The 18,042-nt window shown below is 49.6% G+C and carries 17 protein-coding genes; 5 read left to right on the top strand and 12 right to left on the bottom strand.

Annotation, left to right across the window (positions count from 1 at the left end; translation table 11 throughout):
* Positions 1-73: 73 nt before the first annotated feature.
* Complete coding sequence (locus AC1S52_RS28130) at positions 74-1,027, top strand: lysylphosphatidylglycerol synthase transmembrane domain-containing protein (protein ID WP_482032360.1); 954 nt, start codon at positions 74-76, stop codon at positions 1,025-1,027.
* A gap of 97 nt (positions 1,028-1,124) precedes the next feature.
* On the opposite strand, the gene AC1S52_RS28135 is transcribed toward AC1S52_RS28130, so the two are convergent.
* Positions 1,125-1,955, bottom strand: coding sequence for a sulfurtransferase (locus tag AC1S52_RS28135; RefSeq protein ID WP_482032361.1), 831 nt, complete (start codon positions 1,953-1,955; stop codon positions 1,125-1,127).
* Between the two features lie 1,187 nt (positions 1,956-3,142).
* Between AC1S52_RS28135 and AC1S52_RS28140 the strand changes: the two genes are divergently transcribed.
* The gene (locus AC1S52_RS28140) at positions 3,143-3,343 is read left to right on the top strand and encodes a DUF2949 domain-containing protein (RefSeq protein ID WP_482032362.1); all 201 of its coding nucleotides are present in this window, start codon (positions 3,143-3,145) and stop codon (positions 3,341-3,343) included.
* Positions 3,344-3,558: 215 nt separating this feature from the next.
* On the top strand, positions 3,559-3,753 hold the full coding sequence (locus AC1S52_RS28145) for a hypothetical protein (RefSeq protein WP_482032363.1): 195 nt from the start codon (positions 3,559-3,561) through the stop codon (positions 3,751-3,753).
* Between the two features lie 178 nt (positions 3,754-3,931).
* On the opposite strand, the gene AC1S52_RS28150 is transcribed toward AC1S52_RS28145, so the two are convergent.
* Positions 3,932-6,883, bottom strand: a complete 2,952-nt coding sequence (locus AC1S52_RS28150) for a CHAT domain-containing protein (RefSeq protein WP_482032364.1) — start codon at positions 6,881-6,883, stop codon at positions 3,932-3,934.
* Positions 6,884-7,079: 196 nt separating this feature from the next.
* Here AC1S52_RS28150 and AC1S52_RS28155 point away from each other — a divergent pair, with 196 nt between their 5' ends.
* Complete coding sequence (locus AC1S52_RS28155; protein WP_482032365.1) at positions 7,080-7,190, top strand: PAS domain-containing protein; 111 nt, start codon at positions 7,080-7,082, stop codon at positions 7,188-7,190.
* A gap of 311 nt (positions 7,191-7,501) precedes the next feature.
* On the opposite strand, the gene AC1S52_RS28160 is transcribed toward AC1S52_RS28155, so the two are convergent.
* The 8 genes from AC1S52_RS28160 to hemW all read right to left on the bottom strand — a co-directional run bounded on the left by AC1S52_RS28160 (position 7,502) and on the right by hemW (position 14,745).
* Positions 7,502-8,008 carry a YceD family protein gene (locus AC1S52_RS28160; RefSeq protein ID WP_482032366.1) on the bottom strand — a complete coding sequence of 169 codons (507 nt, stop codon included), beginning with the start codon at positions 8,006-8,008 and terminating at the stop codon, positions 7,502-7,504.
* A gap of 51 nt (positions 8,009-8,059) precedes the next feature.
* A complete protein-coding gene (locus AC1S52_RS28165) occupies positions 8,060-8,557 on the bottom strand; it encodes a Jag family protein (RefSeq protein WP_482032367.1) in 498 nt (165 codons plus the stop codon).
* 8 nt (positions 8,558-8,565) lie between these two features.
* The gene (gene yidC, locus AC1S52_RS28170; RefSeq protein ID WP_482032368.1) at positions 8,566-9,888 is read right to left on the bottom strand and encodes a membrane protein insertase YidC; all 1,323 of its coding nucleotides are present in this window, start codon (positions 9,886-9,888) and stop codon (positions 8,566-8,568) included.
* 247 nt (positions 9,889-10,135) lie between these two features.
* On the bottom strand, positions 10,136-10,537 hold the full coding sequence (locus AC1S52_RS28175) for a PH domain-containing protein (protein ID WP_482032369.1): 402 nt from the start codon (positions 10,535-10,537) through the stop codon (positions 10,136-10,138).
* Complete coding sequence (rnpA, locus tag AC1S52_RS28180; RefSeq protein WP_482032370.1) at positions 10,524-10,937, bottom strand: ribonuclease P protein component; 414 nt, start codon at positions 10,935-10,937, stop codon at positions 10,524-10,526. The genes AC1S52_RS28175 and rnpA overlap by 14 nt, the downstream gene beginning before the upstream one ends.
* A gap of 9 nt (positions 10,938-10,946) precedes the next feature.
* Positions 10,947-11,087 (bottom strand): 50S ribosomal protein L34, encoded by a 141-nt coding sequence (gene rpmH / locus AC1S52_RS28185; protein ID WP_482032371.1) that lies wholly within the window; start codon positions 11,085-11,087, stop codon positions 10,947-10,949.
* A gap of 559 nt (positions 11,088-11,646) precedes the next feature.
* Positions 11,647-13,203 carry a peroxidase family protein gene (locus tag AC1S52_RS28190; protein ID WP_482032372.1) on the bottom strand — a complete coding sequence of 519 codons (1,557 nt, stop codon included), beginning with the start codon at positions 13,201-13,203 and terminating at the stop codon, positions 11,647-11,649.
* 195 nt (positions 13,204-13,398) lie between these two features.
* Positions 13,399-14,745: a radical SAM family heme chaperone HemW gene (hemW, locus tag AC1S52_RS28195; RefSeq protein WP_482032373.1), complete on the bottom strand. Its 1,347-nt coding sequence runs from the start codon at positions 14,743-14,745 to the stop codon at positions 13,399-13,401.
* Positions 14,746-14,910: 165 nt separating this feature from the next.
* On the opposite strand from hemW, the gene AC1S52_RS28200 reads away from it, so the two are divergent.
* Positions 14,911-15,990 carry a PIN/TRAM domain-containing protein gene (locus tag AC1S52_RS28200; RefSeq protein WP_482032374.1) on the top strand — a complete coding sequence of 360 codons (1,080 nt, stop codon included), beginning with the start codon at positions 14,911-14,913 and terminating at the stop codon, positions 15,988-15,990.
* A gap of 154 nt (positions 15,991-16,144) precedes the next feature.
* Here the strand turns inward: AC1S52_RS28200 and AC1S52_RS28205 are convergent, their stop codons facing one another.
* Both AC1S52_RS28205 and AC1S52_RS28210 read right to left on the bottom strand, forming a co-directional pair.
* On the bottom strand, positions 16,145-16,372 hold the full coding sequence (locus AC1S52_RS28205) for a hypothetical protein (protein ID WP_482032375.1): 228 nt from the start codon (positions 16,370-16,372) through the stop codon (positions 16,145-16,147).
* Positions 16,373-16,598: 226 nt separating this feature from the next.
* The gene (locus tag AC1S52_RS28210; protein ID WP_482032376.1) at positions 16,599-17,843 is read right to left on the bottom strand and encodes a vWA domain-containing protein; all 1,245 of its coding nucleotides are present in this window, start codon (positions 17,841-17,843) and stop codon (positions 16,599-16,601) included.
* Between the last annotated feature and the right edge of the window lie 199 nt (positions 17,844-18,042).

Here is an 18,042-nt window from a genome sequence, read left to right on the forward strand (position 1 = left end):
CTTGAGGGATCGGTTCTGCAATGATGCTCTGTTTGAGATGATCTATGGTGAACGTCGGGGCTGTCAATCTTTCATGAAGCAAGTCATTTCGCGGTTTAAGCCGTTTCTCCGTTGGGTCATTTTAGGCGGGACACTGTTTTTCCTGGGTAAGGTGCTCAAGGATAACTGGCAACAGGTAGCAGCGGTGCGGGTAGACGCAAAGGGATGGGCGTGTCTGGCGATCGCCCTGGGCATGACATTGTTTGCCCATGTTTGTGCAGGCTGGGTTTGGAGCCTGATCCTGCACTATTTCAAGCAACCAGCGAATCCCATCTGGGCAACCCAGACCTACCTGAAGACAAACATCGCCAAATACCTACCGGGCAACGTTTGGCATTTCTATGGACGAATTGTGGCAGCGACCAAAGCTGGAATTGCTGTGGAAACTGCTACCGTCAGTGTTTTACTCGAACCGTTACTGATGGCAGCTTCTGCCCTTCTAATCACGCTCCTCTGTAGCCGTCAAATCGCAACTCAATATGGGTTGCCTGGGATTCTGGCTCAGTGGGTTGGGTTACTGGTTGTGCTGGCGGGACTCCACCCCAGAGTGCTCAATCCCGTGATCCAACTCCTGAGTAAGCTGAAGCAGAAAGCAAATTCGGGGAAACCAGCTTCCGCGACTATCCAACTGAGTGGCTACCCCTTGGTTCCATTCGCAGGCGAAGTCGGATTTCTGCTGCTGCGTGGTATGGGCTTTCTGGTCACATTCCTGGCAATTAGTTCGATTGAACCAGGGCAAATTCCGCTGCTGATTACGGTCTTTAGCCTGTCCTGGCTATTGGGATTGGTGATTCCCGGTGCACCGGGCGGTATCGGAGTTTTTGAGGCAACCGCGATCGCCCTCCTCGGTCAAACCTACTCCCCCGCTATACTCCTCAGCATTGTTGCCCTTTATCGTCTGATCAGCATTCTGGCAGAAGCTGCCGGAGCCGGACTGGCATGGCTAGACGAACAGCGAACACCTAAACTCAAAGCCCTAAATACCTAACACTAAATGTTTATGAGGCTGCACTGAACAAGGGGCTTAAGCCCCTTGCCTGACAAAGGTTAATTCTGCTCATCCTCAAATGAAATTGGTATAACACCTATTCCAAATACGAACACCAATCGCTCCAACTCCCAGCATAGAGCTTTCCGCCCTCAATCCCTGCCAGATACAGGGATAGCAGATTGACACAGGCAGTCACTCCAGAGCCGCAGTAAACTAAAATTTCGTCCTTCTGTTCCAGATCCGCCCAGCGTTGGCGTTGCTCATTCTTTGAGCGTAAGTAACCTTCAGCATTCGTTGCCTCTTGCCAGGGGTAATTGACTGCACCGGGAATGTGCCCAGCGATGGGGTCAATGGGTTCCCGCTCCCCCCGGTAGCGTTCGCCTTCCCGCGAATCGACCAGAGCCACAGTCGGTAAATCCTTTTGGGTTCTCACCTGATCAATGTCTACAACCAGATGGGGACGAAGCTGAGGCAGGAACTTACCAGACTTAGGGGCGGGAATTACATCGGTTACCGGATAGCCTGCCCCCCTCCACCCTGCCAGTCCCCCATCCAACACCGCAACCTGATCGTGCCCCAGGTAACGGAGTAACCACCACAGACGAGAAGCGAAAGCCTGACGGGAGTCATCATAGGCTACCACCAGGGTCGGTCCCTGGGGTTGCTCGGAGTACACTCCCATCTCTTCTAGCTTTTGTACCAAGTGGGTGGGGTCAGGGAGGGGATGCCGTCCTCCGTGCTGACCAACCGGGCTGGCAAAATCCCGGTTTAAGTCCAGGTAGTATGCCCCTGGGATGTGACCTGCCTGATATTCTTGCTGCCCCTGATGGGGTTGCATCAAGGAGAACCGACAGTCGGCGATCGCAACCTGGGGATCCTCTAAATGCTCATGTAACCATGCAGCAGAAACAACCGAAGCAGCCATACCTGAAAATACCCTAACAATACTTAGATAAACGAACGTAATTTACTCTTCCAAACTATATCCAATTTGGAGTCCTTATAAACTTATCTTAAGTTGTGCCAGGAGATACAAGCCCATCTGTCAGGTACAGCGAGAATGAAAAGAATCAGATCCCTTTATTAACGTCTTCCGTTTCAGTTTTTCATAAAAACTCTGTTTAGAGATTACTGATTCGGACTCAACTGTTACGTCAAGCTTGCATTCCGAGTTAAACCTCATCCAACTTAGAAACGAGGAATTTTTCCCAGGAAAAACTACCGATTTCTAATACCAATTCTTTATGAGGCTGCACTGAACAAGGGGTTTAAGCCCCTTGCCTTACAAGGGTTAATTCTGCTCGTCCTCAAATGAAATTGGTATAACTTGGTGAGGTTTAGGTGACTGCCACATGGAAGGGGTGAGTTTATTCATAGTTTTCCTTCATTTAACAGTCCTAAATCGTTTGTGAAAATGTAAGGCTTTGTGAGAAAGGATGCTTATGAAATTCTTTCTGACAATCCAAATAGGATCGCTATATTATTCATCGTTTTTACCATTGCAGATGCTGTTGGTGAACCCACCAAAAGTGCTTGACCAGAACGTTTAAATAAATTCTTTCAAATGGTTAATAATATGACGAACTGCCCAGTATGTTCTGATATTTTGTTACGCCATGTTCGTTCGGGTGAAACCTATTGGTTTTGTCGTCGTTGTCGCACAGAGCTTTTAGAAAAGGCTGGACAAATTTATTGTGAGCACCCGGTCAGACTGCCAAGCCCTTCAGTGGAGGAGATTCGGGTCGGTCGTACTCTCGACAAAAAGATCTCGCTTTTAGATAAGTCGCTTGAACTCAACCCGACTAATCAATAGTCCAGGCTCAGTATCTTACAACCAGATCGATTGGGTTCTGCAAACCGTTTTGCTTTATTCGGGTGGATGGGTGTGAGTGATTGGCGATCGCCCCTTTGTATGTCTATAGCTGGTTCAAATCTCTTAATTAGGTGGGACTAATTAAATATAAGACCTGTGTAGGTTGGGTTGAGGTACGAAACCCAGCACCCGCATGGGTTACGCTATCGCTAACCCATCCTACATTTGATTCTATCTACCTACTTAACTTCGTCAAATCTATTGTCTAGAGCTAAGGCAGAAAAATTTGGAGGGCAGCAATGGAATCTCAAGATTTTGCCCAGTTTTTGCAGTTTTTACAGGAAGATCTGATGATTTCTGGTGCAAATCTTCAGTTTGCTTTACGTCATTCTGTGCAAACTCCCAGCCTGTTGCCCATGATTCTCTGGCAATACGGGTTGGTCACTTTAAACCATCTGAACGAAATTTTCGATTGGTTAGAGCATCAGATTTCAGATTGAACTGCCATGCCAATGCAAAAACGATTAGGTATTTATGTGGGTGAATAGAATTCTTTGTGCTACGAACACTTAACATATATTTTTGTTTCTTTACTAAATCGATGGAATCTTCACAGGTTCCTCAAGTTTGTATCCTATGCTTTAAAGGGATAGAGGAATAAAGCTTTATCCCTTGATTACTAAACCAACCATTACAAACGAGTGTGAAAACTTTTATGTCAAACTGCCCTTGCTGTGGTTATCCGATGGTGCAATGTTTTCGCCATCACGAGACTGTTTCGTTCTGCCGTCATTGCTGGCAAGAAATGCCTAATTTAGCGACCATGAATAGCTATTCATTGTTTAAGCGGCAATTGCTGGAGCGAGCAATTCAGCAACCCGTTGCCCAACATCTTGCATTAGCGTCTTGATGCAGCACATGGGTGCATGAATAAAGAGTGTGAGAAAGGTCGCCAATGGCGACCTTTCTCATAATTCAAATTACAGCGGTTTTCAGACGAGTGCAACACAGGCGATGCCTTTAGATTAATGAGAAACAAGGGATTGGTGTGGCATACACAAATGAAAATGGCTGTAAGACTGCCCTGATTATTGAAAATCACCAATCAGAACGAAGGCTGCCCAATCGCTTGGACTGGGGTATTTTTCCATCGTTTTCAGCATTGCCTGTCGCAGTGCATCTGCTTTGCTGGAGTGTTTTTGTTTGGAATATTGCAGCAGATGATGATAAAACTCAGTCATTAATGCGGCAGTGGGAGTATCGGGGACTGCCCAGAGGGACACAATCACACTGGAGGCTCCTGCTGAAATCAGCGATCGCGATAGTCCAATCACCCCATCACCTGTAATTTTGCCCCGTCCCGTGTCGCAGGCACTCAGGACTACCATCTCCGCTTTTAGGGTTAACTTCAGCAATTCCGCCGCTGTCAGTAGCCCACTGTCACTGATAGTGGGAGCAAGGGCAATTGCGCCTGGGATTCCTGTATTTTGAAAATCCTCTAACAATCCATGCGTCGCTAAATGAATCATGTGGGCTTGCTGCATTCGTTCCACGACGGTGGACTTAGTCGCGCTATCCCCCGTGATTGCCTGGGTTCTAAACAGTTCAGCGATCGCTTGGGCTTCGACTTCTGCACCGGGTAAATTATCCAATCGCGCTGGTGGCTCCCCTTCACCCAGCGACACTGTTGGCATTGTCGGGTTACCCACCACCAAGACATTCTGCTGTTGTTGTTGGGGATGTCGATGGCTCTGTTGGTTGCGATGGGTGAGATCCAGGACTTGAATCGAAGGAGAAACTGCCAGGGTATGCTGCTGAATCAGGTACTTTCCCTCGGGGTTTTGCAGGGCAGCAAAGGGCACCAGAAACAGGGAGCCTTGAGGCACAAAAACAACCGTTGCCTGGGCATCACCGGGAAGCAGGTCGGCAATAGGTTGGATGAGGATCTGATACAACTCCTTCAAGGGTTCCTGATTGGGTGGGGCGGTTTGCTCCCGTTGGGCAACCACACCAATTGATCGGCTCCGCAAGGCTGTGCGCCCGTTCAGCACCAAATCAGTCAAATTCTTTTTAGCCTGCATTTTGGAATCGAGGGAAACCTGGCGGAAGGTAATTTTTCCCGATGGTTGCACTACCCAAATAGCGATTTCGGGGCTGCGATCGCCGCTCCCTTCATCGGCTTCCAGTTCATTACCCAGAATGGAATATTGCACTAGCGTAGTATTCTGCTGTTGGGCAACCTGCCGGATCTGCGCCAGCGATGGGGGTGCTAGGGAAGCTGCGCTGTCTACTTCTCGGTTTCCAGCAATTAATTCGGCAAAGGCACGGGCACGCCCCTGTTCTGCAATTTCCAGAGCGGTTTCGGACTGGTTTCGGGCAATCAGAACCCGTTGTAGATTCAGGTAGGTGAGGGTGGTGATTTCCATATCCGCCAGGGCAATTTTGAAGGCATCTTTTTGCCCCAGGCGCGTGCGTAAGGACTCTCGAACCGCGATCGCTTCCCTTAAAAACTGCTCTGCCTGTGCCAGGTCATTCGACCAGTAAAACAATAGACCTAAATTTGCCAGGATATAACTGATTGTGGTGTCATCCCCTACCTGACGAGCCAGCGTTAATCCGTTCTGGTAAGCTGCAACCGCTTGGTCATACTGTTTTTGATTGCGGTAGACACTGCCCAGGTTTGCCCAAATGCGACTTTCACCGGCAAGGTTGTTAAGCGATCGCATCAAAGCAAGACTCTGCTCATAGGATTTGACTGCCTCAGGGTAACGACCCAAGTTACGGTAAGCCCCACCTGAATTTGCCAGTACCGCTGCCTCACCCCAGCGATCGCCCACCTGCCGCATCAACTCGGCTGCCTGGTCCAGGTAGCCCAACCCTGTTTCAAATTCACGTTTGGCGGAATGGGTCAAGCCCAGTAAGCTCAATGCCCAGGACTGCCCTTCCAAGTCTTTGGCTTGGTTTGCCAGGGTAAGCTGCTGCGTTTGCAATGAAAGTGCCTGGGTAAAGTCCCCCAGGTTGTAATAAGCCAGTCCTAACCCGTTCAGGGCAGTTATTTGATTTTTGGGATGATTGTGAGACGTTGCCAGTTCATACGCCTGCTGGTGCGCCTCAATTGCTTTGGCATAGTCTCCCTTTGCTTCATGCACCCGCCCCAGTTCATTCAGGGCAACGGTTTCCAACCCAGGATCTTTGAGGCTGCGGGCGGTTTCTAAACTTTGCTGATACAGTGCGATCGCCTGGGGGTAGTCTCCCCGAACCCGATACGCTCCCCCCAATTTGCCTGTAATCCACGCCAGTTCAGTCTGCCAACCTTGACTCTGGGACAGGGCAACTCCAGGTTCTAATACGGCGATCGCTTGATTCACCTTGCCCAGTTCAGTATAGGCACTGCCCAGGTTAATCCGGCTGCGTACCTCACTACGTACATCCTGAAGCTGATTCGCCAGTTGTAAGCTTTGTTCGTGGTAGGCGATCGCTTGAGGCAAATTGCGTTGAATTGAGTAGGTATATGCCAAAAAATTGAGCGCTGTTAACTCGCCCTGGGAAAAGTTAATTTTACGTGCCAGCGCTAGCCCCTCTTCGTAGGCGGCAGTTTCCTTGGTGTACTGAGATTGGGCGGCATAGGCTTGTCCTAAATTCAGCAGGGCTTTGACCACTAGTGGTTGATCGCCACTATTTCTAGCAACTTCTAACCCTTGAATTTGGTACTCAATGGCTTTGTTGTAGTCATGAAGCGAACCGTGGAGCACTCCTAAACCACTCAAGACCAGCGCCGTAGCTTTTAGATCCCCCTTCTCCTGATAGAGCATCAGTGCTTTCTGGCAGGAATGTTTGGCAACGTCATACTGTCCAGCATTCCACTCTTGCTGACAACGCTGCCACCATTCTTTGGCATTCTGCGGCGGGGAAACGGTTTGTGCTAGTACGGTTGGGGTAAAAGTCCCAGACAATATTGGCAAAGCAAGCAAACCGGGCACAAGGTGCAACCGGGCAAATGATGTCAGTAAATCTCTCAAGCAGGAGACGGTTACTTTCATAGCAATCTGAAGCCTTCAATGGTTGGGGTCGCGTAGTTTCTGGTGCTTCACAGCAAAAGTCTCACGCCAGTTTTTACTAGGTTTCCCAACCGATCGCTCCGGCTAAAGGCACACTAATTTCAATTGAAACGGTGATTCAGCCACGGCTTGATCGGTGCCTTAGCGGAGAAACCATTCAATATGAGGCATGGTTTAAGTGCAGTACCGGCTACTCTTTGAAAACAACCCCAACCCAATGTGGATTTTTGATTCAGAGACGCTTGCATTTCTGGTAGCCAATCAGGCGGCAGTCCTCAAATATGGCTAGTGGTCTGCGGTGTAAATCTAGCTACCATTCCGTAGTGCCGGTATCTCGACTGTAGGGCAGGCATCTTGTCTGCCCTACAGTCACTGAACTTCCACCTTGCTGCACTAGTCAGAAGCTGACACCCAATTAGCGTTAAACTACCGCTTTATCCCTCATGAAACCGTGGCTCAAATAGAAAATGCTAACCTTAAACCGCCTGCTCCTATACTGTTCTAAGGAATTTCTAGCAATGAAAATACCAGATCATGGTGCGTTACGCTTCGCTAACGGCACCCTACGACAAGTGTATTGTTTTGTAGAAATCTTCTAATTTAATTATTAGAAAACTGTTGCTTTAAGGCTTCTAGAGATGCCCAGCGGCGATCGACCAGGGGTTGCTCATTGATTCCAGGGATCTGAATTCCCTCACAGTTCTGGTCACATAACTGATGCTGGGGTATTTCCAGAGATAGCTGCTCGTACAACCAGGTTTCCGGATCAAAAAAACCTCTGGGGGGCAGCGTTTCAACCAAATCGTCCGGCGAGATTTCCCGATCCAGAAAATCCATCGCATCTGGTTTGGCAGACTCATCTAACCAGATTAGCTCCGTTGGAGCGATCGCCAGCCGATAATTATACTGCTGCAAACAGCGGTGACAAGTCAGAGTAATAATTGTTTCCGCCTTTGCCGAAACCTCCAAATAGTTTCCTTTATGGGCTACCTGCAACCGCCCCTGAACAGAGGTCAGAGTTTCCAGCCCCTCAATTGCCTGGTCGAATTCGATCACCTCAGTCTCTTGAGGGGCTTTGGTCAACTGTGGAATATGAATCGGTTCCATACGTTCGCGTACCCCCAAACAACCAGGAGCAAATGATTCTACTAACCTAACTCAGGACTCATCTTGCAGCAGACGCACTACCAGGCGGCGATCGGGTTCCTGCCCCCGACTGTAGGTTTCCAGATCATCATGTTCCTTCAGCATGGTATGCATCTGTCGCCGTTCTGCTGAAGACAATGCCTTGATCTCAAACTCTTCGCCCCTTTCTCGTACCTGGGAAGCCGCATGATCAGCGATCTGCTTCAGTTCCGAGTACCGACGCAAACGGTAACCAGCCAGCTCTACCGTGAAAGCACCTTGCTTATCCGCATCCTGTCCCAGGTTCAAGATGGAATTCATCAAGTATTGGATAGAGTCTAGAACATGACCATCTACCCCAGTCAGATACTCCACCTGCTCAGGCGTTAAATTCGACTCGTCGATCGTAATCCAACAGCTATCTTCAGAAAAGGGAGGCTGCGGTTCGATGTTGATCGACGATGGCATCCCTGCCAGATGCAGCAGATCCTTTAGCCACTTCTGTCCACGCTCTACCAAAGTTCCATCCATAGCTGACCTCAGGCTTTTTTCTTAGAACGTCCAGATTCAGATGGTGGAGTACTCTTGCCTCCTTTGATCCCCTTTGCCTTGGGATCAACCCTGGGGGTGTTGGTAGTTGGCTTTGGAACGGCTTTGTCAGTTTTGGGAGCGCCGCCAGTCTTAGGAGCGTTGCTTGCTTTGGGATCAGCTTTCGCCTCAGCATCCTTCTTGGGACGACCTGGTTCAAATGGAATAGTTTCTTGAGCTTTGTTTGCTGCTTTTTCCTCTACTTCCACTAACTTTTGAATCTCTTCTGGTAAGGGTTCCCTTGACAGGATAAACGTCTGAAGAGTCTGGAAAATGTTAGCAATCACCATGTACATCAGAACCCCGGCAGGCAGTGGGAAAAACAGAAACATGCCGGAAAAAAGAACGGGTGTGATTTTGTTAACCGTATCTTGATTGGGGTTAGAACTGGGGCCCTGTCCCTGACCAGAAAGCAACTGGTTAATGTAAATACTGACCCCAAAGAAAATAATCATGCCCAGAATATCCCAATGGATTGCTCCATCAGGATCAATCGCACCAACCCGTCCCAAGGCATCAATAAACAAAAAGCCTTTATCGGCTGCCAGCCCAGGCACGACTCCCTTAATGGACACATCTCCAGGCTGAAGGGCTTCGATCGTGCCATCTTCGTTAATCTTGACGCGCTCAGCCCCATTGGTTACTTCAAAGTGGGGAACCAACTTCGCACCTGTTTCAGGATACTCCTGCAACAGTTCACCCAGCGACCTTCCTTCAGTCGTTTGGAACTCAACCTGAGCCTGGTCACCCACGGCTAACTTGGTTCCCCCCGGAAGAATCGCTGAAACAGGAGCATGAACGCCATCCGCAAAGTAAATGTTCTGGGGAGAGGTCGAAAATGCCTGCGGCTGAATTTGCTCGATCTGCTCACCAGGGAGGATTTGAAGGTTGAACGTGTAGGGAACATCCGAGAATGGCGAACCTCTTAAAGTCGCAAATAAAGCAAACAAAATAGGCATTTGCAGTAAGAGAGGCAGACAACCTGCAAGGGGATTGCCAAACTCCTGCATAACCTTTGCCATTTCTTCTTGCTGTTTTGCAGGATCACTTTTGTAACGCTCTTTAATTTCCTGCTGCCGCTTCTGCATGATGGGCTGAACAACCTTCATGCGGCGCATATTGCGGATAGACCCTGCACTTAACGGATAAAGCGCGAACCGGATAACCAGGGTCAGAGCCACAATAGCAAGTCCATAGCTAGGCACAATCCCGTAGAAGAAATCCAGGATTGGCAGCATTACGTTGTTGGAGAGAAACCCAATTCCAAAGTCCATGCGATGAACGTCGCCCCTTGTAGTCTGAACTGATTTAGTAGTCTGAACCGATTCTGTCTGAAACGTGTCCGTTTCTAAGTCTATCCAAATATAACCCGCATACACGCAAGAAATGGGTGCTACGCCAGTAGGGTTATCACACCACCGCCGTTAGCTGATCCCAATTTAATCGGAGATTAAGGCATTCCCTTTACTAAACAAGGGGCTGAAGCCCCTTGGATACAATTTGCTCTGTAAAAAAGCTAGATTAACTGTTCTGGCTACCTATAGAACCACTCGCTGAACGGGCTTTGGGAGAAATTTTATCGTTGATGTAGTCGTAAATTTCCCGAAACTTGGGCACCGCTCGCAGTTCTAGACGGCTACCGTCTTTTAAGGTAACGACCATATCACCCCAACTGCCAATACCACGAGGAACAGTCACCACTTTGGCAATCTCAGAATAGATAATATCGGAGCGATCGCGACCCCGCCAGCCTCCGGTCACGGAAATACGACGATTGGTAATGCGATAACGCAGCCATAAGGCTCGAACGATCGCCCCTACGGTTAGCGGCAGGCAAATCACCGTAAAACCCAATAACACATTAATGACAAGGTCACCAATGTGGGGACCCCCTTCATAGTAAACGTCTTCACGAATGCCCATTGAGTACCTCCGCGGCCATCAACAACTGCTCTAATTCTCGCAGAAATTGAAAGTAATCGCACTCAACAGCCTGCGGGTGTACCACAATAACTAAATTCCATCCAGGCGGTAGAAAGGGAAGCCAATTGCCCATCGCCGCCCGAATTTGCCGCTTAATTCGATTGCGAATAACCGCCCGCTTGCTGACCTTCTGACTAATTGAAATACCAATCCTAGTTGGAAGCCAACCATCGTCAGGCGGGACATTCTCGGTCGCTGCACGGCTACTATGAAGTGAGATCCTTGCCTTCGGCTTTAGGACCACTAACGTGAGGTAGCGAGATCGTTTGCGAAAGCCTTTCTGATAAACGCGATTAAAATCTTCTCGTCGTCTCAGGCGGTTTGCCTTGGGCAACGCCACAATCAACCTCTAGGCAACTGCCAAACGGGCACGCCCTTTGCTTCTCCGTGCTTTTAGCACCCGTTGACCATTTTTAGTTCTCATACGGGCACGAAAACCGGAAGTCCTTTTACGCTTGCGGCTAGTTCCGCCCAAAGTTCGCTTTGTCATGTTTGATTTTCCCCGCTTCCGCTTCCGCTAAAGTCACAGTTGATGATCTTAACACTAGTGTTAGGTTGATTTCAAATCAGATCTTGCAAAAAAGACGGTGGGGATACTCTATATAATCTTTCAAAAAGGGGGAAAGAAGTTTGTAAGTTGAGAGTTTTGAGTTAAGAGTTTTGAGTTTTGAATGAATAGTCTGGAATCTAACCGGATCCTACAGGGGAGGGGATAGGAAGTTTTAAGTTAAGAGTTTTGAGCTAAGAGTTTTGAAGGTAATAGGTCATGGGGAAAGAATAATAACGGGATGTGCAACTATTTTGCCCTCATCCCCATCCTTCTCCACAAGGAGAAGGGCTTTCAGATATTTCCTGTCGCCTCCCCCAATGGGAGCGGCTAGGGTGTAAGCTTGCTTCCCGAAGGGTGAGCAGTTCTTGCAGGCATTTCAGCAAAGTCGCCCATCGCATTAATAGCTCCTTTTGCCTACTACCAACTCGCTTCCATCTTCCCTCTCAACTCTCAACTCAAAACTCTCAACTCAAAACTCAAAACTCCCGACTCCTGACACCTAATCCCCAATCGGGTTCAAGTCTTTCACGTACCGCAACAGATCTGCCATTGTGAAGGTTCCGGGCACTTTTGCAGGCAGGGTTGGTTTCCAGTCAGGTTTTTTGACCAGATAGGAGGTTTTGTCGCCTTCTAAAAGTCCAATGAACACTTCTGCAACAATGCGGCTACCGACTTCGCCCAGATGCTTACCCTGAGCCTGGATCTCTGCTTCCTTGAGAATGTAGTACCAGAGAGGAGATTCCACATCAAAGCCAACCTGGGCTGCGACTCTGCCGTCTGCACTGCAATTGGCGATCGCCTGTGGGCGCAGGGGCTTGAATCCCATATACTTAGCCACGCTCTGACCAGAGGGAAGCCCCAGGCTGCGTCCCCGTAGGAGGTTTCTAACTGCTAGAGAGTTGGGGGCTGGAACATTGGGTAAATTAGTCAATGGTTCAGCCAGGTAGGGATCGAGCTTGCGGCTCAAATCTGCTTTGATCGCGTCTTCAACATCGAAGAACAGCCGCCAGTCGATGATCCAGTTGCTGGGAACGGTAGGATTCAGCCCTGGCGGGGTGTCGGAGTTACCAGATTTGCCCGTGAACTCAAACAACAGTTCCAGGGTTGCGTCTGTAAATCGGCTATCCGTCGGTTTTGTGGTGAAGACTCGGTTATAGTCATACACCATCCTGACCATGCTGTGCCCCAAGCGGTAAGCGGCGGCTGAAAACTCCACTGGAATGAATGGGTCGGCATGGAAATGGTAGTACCGTCTGCCTTTGTAAAGAACCTGATTAAGCTGGTTTTTGTCGAGGATGCGGCTGAGAAAATCGTTGACGACGATCCACTGGTAATGCCAGGTCACAAGTTCCCGCGCTTCCTCAAATACACTCCGGTTGCCGGAGGGATCCCTGGGAATGGAACCATCCTCAAGCCCTTCAACTACCTTGTTATGGAACTTGAGGAAGGCGACGTGCATCTGTGCCACGATCAGGTTTTCGTCGTTGCGGGGGTCACCAATCAGGGCAAGGCTGATCTGGGGCTGACTTTGCGGTGCACGGGGCAAGTCGTTTGCCATTGCCAGAAGTTGTTCAGTCTGCCCATTAGTTCGCCGCCCGGTTGGGGAGGGTGTCGTTTGCCCAATCAAAAACTTTTTCTGAGATCCTCGCTCGGCTGCATAAAGGTAGGGCTGTATTTCTGGTCCAGCCCCATAGAGGCTATCCAGGTCAAGTCCAGGGGTGCGGAAGTTTCTCACTGCCCGTGGATCCACCTGGGCATCGTGGAGAGGGGTCAAATCAAAAGTAATGTCGTGGTCAATGAATTGTCCCAGGTAGGTATACCCGGCGGCGATCGCAGGATTATCGCCCTCTGGATTATCCCGACGTAAAGTAGTGCCGGTTTCATCAACAACATCGACTCCTTTATCCACCATTGTCTCGCCCAAAAGCTTCAGTTTTTCTGGATCAGGCGTGAAAGCAGGAAGGTTGGGAAACATTCTGCCAAATTTGCCGGTTGGGGCTGTGCCACCCGCCGGAACGTCTTCGCATCTACGGGCAAAAAAGCCATGCCGTCCCATACGTTAACCTCTCTGAATAGATTGTTACGGTCTATAGCGAGTCTATTCAGCGCAGGGCAGTATTGACGGTACCCGTTACGGGTAATTTTGCTCTCAAGTTTTAATATGCCGGGGCAGGCAGGTGGGCGGAGAGGCAGAGAGACTAAATTCTGAAGCTTGATTTGATTCCCGATCCTGATTTATCACGACCTTTACTCAAGTCAATTCCTCAAATAGGTCAATCAGCATGACGTTAGAGAAGAGAAACCCTTGGGGATCGGTGAATCGAAGGCATCCGGTATGGGGTAAGTCTGTTGATGTGAAACTAAGCGATTCTGAACCCGTTTGAATCTCAACCCAACCTTTCCGATGGTAGGGCTGCAAACAAGTCCAAATTCTTTCCAGCATTTCCCTACCAAACTTCTGCTCCAACTCACACAGGTTTAGCCCCTCTGCGAGTCTTAAGCCCAGCATGAGGGTGTCGAGGAGAAGATCTGGGGGTTGGGGGTTGGGGGTTGGGAAGGAGTTGGGTGCCTCTCCTGCCCCTTCGCCCCTCGGCTCCCCTACTCTTCTGCGCTCCTGCGTGCTCACCCACTCGTAATATTCCCGTGTCTTCCGGGGTCTGGAAAAGCGATCGCCCTCCAGATAACTGGTTGCCCCCATGCCAAACCCGTAGAAGGGGCGATTCTCCCAGTAAACGCGGTTGTGACGACACTGGTAGCCCGGTTTGGCATAGTTGGAGATTTCGTAATGGTCATATCCGGCTGCGGTCAGGGTTTGCTGGGCAAGCCGGTACATTTCCGCTGTGATGTCATCCGATGGAAGCGGACTGACTCCTGGTTTGTATTGGCGACTGAATGGGGTACCTGCTTCAACGGTCAGGTCATAGCAGGAAAGATGGGTGGGCTTGAGGGCGATCGCCCGATCCAGCGAGTCTCGCCAGTGTTCCAGGGTTTGATGGGGCAGACCAGAGATTAAGTCCAGACTGATGTTTTGGAAGCCTGCCTGGTGGACAAGGTCGATCGCCTGGTAAATGTCGTCCACGGTGTGCGATCGCCCACAGGCTGCCAGCAGTTCTGGTTGAAATGCCTGCACCCCCAGGCTAATCCGGTTTACCCCGGCTGAACAATAGCCCTGAAGCTGCTCTAAATCAAAAGTTGCGGGATCGATTTCCATAGAAATTTCGGCACTAGCAGCGATGCCAAACTGCCGTTCCAGGCTTGTCAGAATCCGATCCAGTTGCTCAACAGAAATAAGTGAGGGAGTGCCGCCTCCAAAGAAGACGGTTTCCAGTAAGCTGCCCCCGGATGAAGAAAGGCAAATTTCCTGGCACAGGACTTCAATGTATTGGGCGATCGTCCCCGAATTGCTGCCGTTGATGCGTTTAGTCTGTTGTTGGTTGCTGTTCGCCTGCCGCCTGATCAACGGTTTATCCCCAACCACAGAGATGGGGAAATCGCAGTAGTAGCAACGTCTCCGGCAAAAAGGAATATGAATATAAGCTGAAGCTGGTGCCCCTGAAGGAGCAATAGCTTTCCCAGAGGAGGCTCTAGCCAAAAGCATTACCAAGACGAAGAGTATAATATGGTCATGTCAGCCTGACGGCGAAGCCAGTTACTTTCATTGCTAACCGCTGGCTGTCCAAAACGGTCTAACTGGCTCCTCTAACAGATTGGCAGATTCTCAACTTCAACGGTTGAGATGAGTCCCCCCATCTAACCTGAACTTATGCTTGATGCAATCATTATTATCTCATTCATCCTAGCAGGGGCGGGGATCGGTTTTCATGGCATCGAAGAACTGCCAACGAGTGCTCTACAGCAAGTCACCAACGAAGAGGGTCTTCGCTGGGTGACCGCTGGCTTTGGAGCAGTGATTGGGCTTGCCGTTGGTCTGGTGGTTCAAACCAGTTACCGCCGATTAGAGCGGCAGTTCCGCACGATGCCAGCCGATATTTTGCTGAGTCGTGCCGTGGGTATGGTGCTGGGTCTGCTAGTGGCAAACCTGCTCCTGGCTCCGATTTTTCTGTTGCCGATTCCCATTGAATTCACTTTCATCAAACCCCTGGCAGCCGTTGTGGGCAGCGTCATGTTTGCCTTTTCGGGAGTTACTCTGGCAGATGTGCACGGGCGCACCCTGTTGCGGCTGATCAATCCCCATACGGTAGAAACGCTACTGCTGGCAGAGGGTACTCTTAAGCCTGCCTCTACCAAAGTGCTAGACACAAGCTGTATTATTGACGGTCGGATTGAAAATTTGCTGAATACTGGCTTTTTGGAAGGACATATTTTGGTGCCGCAATTTGTTCTGGGAGAGTTGCAACAGGTTGCTGATTCTTCCAACGACCAGAAACGAGTACGGGGGCGGCGCGGTTTGGATATTCTCAACCGGATGAAAGAGTCTTACCCAGACCGGATTCTGATTCACCCGGCAGACTACGAGGATGTGGCAACCGTTGATGCCAAACTGATTCGACTGGCACAGGAGATTAACGCGACTCTTCTAACTAACGATTACAACCTGAACAAGGTTGCCAACTTACAGAAAGTCACTGTTTTGAATGTGAATGACCTGACTCAGGCAGTTCGCCCAACTTATATTCCCGGTGACAGCATTGACCTGAAAATTCTTAAGGAAGGGAAGGAACCTGCCCAGGGGATTGGATATCTGGACGATGGCACGATGGTTGTTGTAGAAGATGGACGTGGTTATGTTGGCGGTGAGCTACAGGTCATTGTGACCAGTGCCTTACAAACTTCGGCGGGACGGATGATTTTTGCCCGTCCAAAGGCATCGGTGATCGCTTGAGTTAGGTGCTAAGTGCCAGGTGTCGGAACACAGGAATTAATTACTCCATAAGGGCAATCAATTCCTGTGTTCTTGTTGCATCATCTAGGAGATGGATTGTTCAGTTTTAACGAGTGCAGATCATGGCTGATTTGCGGATGGAGAAGTCCTGATTTCAGTGTTCAGGGGTAGAACCATTAGCCGTAATCTCTCCATTTTGAAGAGCGGTAAACAGCCCAAAGTAACCATAAGCTGCCGTATTGCTCGGATCAAACCAAAGGGCAAGTAGAAAATCTTGAAATGATGCAGCATTGTCATTATCTAGATCTAAGCTCAATTGCTTCTCGGCTTGTTGGGCGGCGTAGATGGCTTTAATTTGAGACAGAATTACTTGAGCAGCCATTGCACCTATCCCCCATTTCGGCAGAAAGAGATAAAAAAGCAAGAGCAGTTCAGGTACTTTCGGACGCATACACAGTTCTGACCTCTAAGTTGCATTACCCTATTGACCCAATCAATGGTGGTGCTGAGTAGCAGTATGAATTGAAACTTCGTTTCAATTCATACAACTCTCAATTCATACCCAAAATCAGCAACACCCTCAATCAGTAGAAGGTTTTAATGGTCGCTTATCCACCCTGCAAGGTGGTTTTTGAAACAATCCGCGTCTGTTTGCGATCGGCTTCTGACAGATTTTCCCCAGACTGGAGCCGGGTAGCGTTGTTTTGTAGGACGGTGGCTGCACCCTGGTCGCCCATCTGAAGCGCGGTTTTGGCAGCGGTTTGCAGCATGGTGGCAGCTCCTACGCGATCGCCCATCTGTAGCTTTGTTTCGGCAATCTGGGTTTGTCGGTATTTTGCTAACGCCAAGACATGCTGTTGTACCTTAGGGTCAGGTGACGGCTGATAGGGACTAATGAAGTTGGCAGTGACCGGAATCTTTTCGGAAAGTAACCCTTCCCTGGCATAGGCTGGGTCATCATAGCGGATCTGAAGGTAGGCGATGGTCTGCAACCCTTCAGGTAACTGATTTAAGTAAAGATTTGTCAGCACAATTCGAGGCACATCCACCATCAAGTCGCCCAATCGCACCACGTAGTGCCCTGCTTCCTGAATCGCCTGTAGCTCAATCGTATCTGGGTAGACCTGGGCAATGGGTTTCATCTCCGCCAGCCGCACGTTGGGCATCAACGATAGTTGGAGATGGGCATTGGTCAACCCAACAGACTGAATCCGCGTAAATAGCCGGGCAAACTCACCGACTGCCTCTTCAGGCTGCTGAATATAAGAGAGACTGCCACCGCCCGCATCTGCAATTCGTTCTAACACATCCTGGTTCCAGGCATCGCCAAAGCCGAGGGTGTTGACCGTCAGATTGTAGTCAGCCGCGAGTTTTGCCAGTTTCAGGCAGCGATCATTATCACCGTGCTCATTTTCCCCATCCGTCAGCAAAAATGCCTGGGAGATGGTATCTCGCTTTGCCTTTGCCAGTTCCTCAACCCCCAATCTCAACCCTTCATCAATCGCAGTGCCGCCCCCTGCCTTGATCTGATTGATTTGCAGCTTCACACTGGCAGGATTATCAATCGTCTGGTTGTGGACCAATACCTTTGCTTTGTGGTCAAATGCGACGATGGAGAGGCGATCGCCCGACGAAAGCCGATCCACAATCCGATGGGCTGCCTGTTTCACCATCTCTAGGGGGCGACCCCCCATTGAACCACTGTGATCTAGAATCAGACACAGGTTGAGCGGCACATCGCGCCCCATTTCCTCTGGAATTGCTGATATTGAGACTGCAAGCTGACGCTGGCTCATCGGCTGAGCAGCATCCACATTCGCATCACTCAAAGCAGGCTGCAAACCAACTTTCATGAACCAAAACTCCTGATGAATTGAGAGGCACTGTCCAGGGCTTTAAAAGCCTATCCGAAAAGCCTTCACTGCCAAAGCCCAGCACTAAATTTAGGAACGTTTTCAGTCGGACAGGCTTTTAAGAGACATTCTGCCTCTCCTAACTAAATAGATTCAAACCGCAAATGGGACAATTCGGAATCAGAACCTACTCTATTAT

It is taken from the genome of Kovacikia sp. CALU 1929 (assembly GCF_056784235.1).

Excerpts from the sequence above, each read along its gene's own strand:
- AC1S52_RS28130 (WP_482032360.1), top strand. The coding sequence starts at position 74 with ATGAAGCAAGTCATTTCGCGGTTTAAGCCGTTTCTCCGTTGGGTCATT.
- rpmH (WP_482032371.1), bottom strand. The coding sequence starts at position 11,087 with ATGACAAAGCGAACTTTGGGCGGAACTAGCCGCAAGCGTAAAAGGACT.
- AC1S52_RS28200 (WP_482032374.1), top strand. The coding sequence starts at position 14,911 with ATGCTTGATGCAATCATTATTATCTCATTCATCCTAGCAGGGGCGGGG.
- AC1S52_RS28150 (WP_482032364.1), bottom strand. The coding sequence starts at position 6,883 with ATGAAAGTAACCGTCTCCTGCTTGAGAGATTTACTGACATCATTTGCC.
- AC1S52_RS28165 (WP_482032367.1), bottom strand. The coding sequence starts at position 8,557 with ATGGATGGAACTTTGGTAGAGCGTGGACAGAAGTGGCTAAAGGATCTG.
- AC1S52_RS28135 (WP_482032361.1), bottom strand. The coding sequence starts at position 1,955 with ATGGCTGCTTCGGTTGTTTCTGCTGCATGGTTACATGAGCATTTAGAG.
- hemW (WP_482032373.1), bottom strand. The coding sequence starts at position 14,745 with ATGCTTTTGGCTAGAGCCTCCTCTGGGAAAGCTATTGCTCCTTCAGGG.
- yidC (WP_482032368.1), bottom strand. The coding sequence starts at position 9,888 with ATGGACTTTGGAATTGGGTTTCTCTCCAACAACGTAATGCTGCCAATC.
- AC1S52_RS28190 (WP_482032372.1), bottom strand. The coding sequence starts at position 13,203 with ATGGGACGGCATGGCTTTTTTGCCCGTAGATGCGAAGACGTTCCGGCG.
- AC1S52_RS28140 (WP_482032362.1), top strand. The coding sequence starts at position 3,143 with ATGGAATCTCAAGATTTTGCCCAGTTTTTGCAGTTTTTACAGGAAGAT.
- AC1S52_RS28205 (WP_482032375.1), bottom strand. The coding sequence starts at position 16,372 with ATGGCTGCTCAAGTAATTCTGTCTCAAATTAAAGCCATCTACGCCGCC.
- AC1S52_RS28160 (WP_482032366.1), bottom strand. The coding sequence starts at position 8,008 with ATGGAACCGATTCATATTCCACAGTTGACCAAAGCCCCTCAAGAGACT.
- AC1S52_RS28210 (WP_482032376.1), bottom strand. The coding sequence starts at position 17,843 with ATGAAAGTTGGTTTGCAGCCTGCTTTGAGTGATGCGAATGTGGATGCT.
- AC1S52_RS28145 (WP_482032363.1), top strand. The coding sequence starts at position 3,559 with ATGTCAAACTGCCCTTGCTGTGGTTATCCGATGGTGCAATGTTTTCGC.
- AC1S52_RS28175 (WP_482032369.1), bottom strand. The coding sequence starts at position 10,537 with ATGGGCATTCGTGAAGACGTTTACTATGAAGGGGGTCCCCACATTGGT.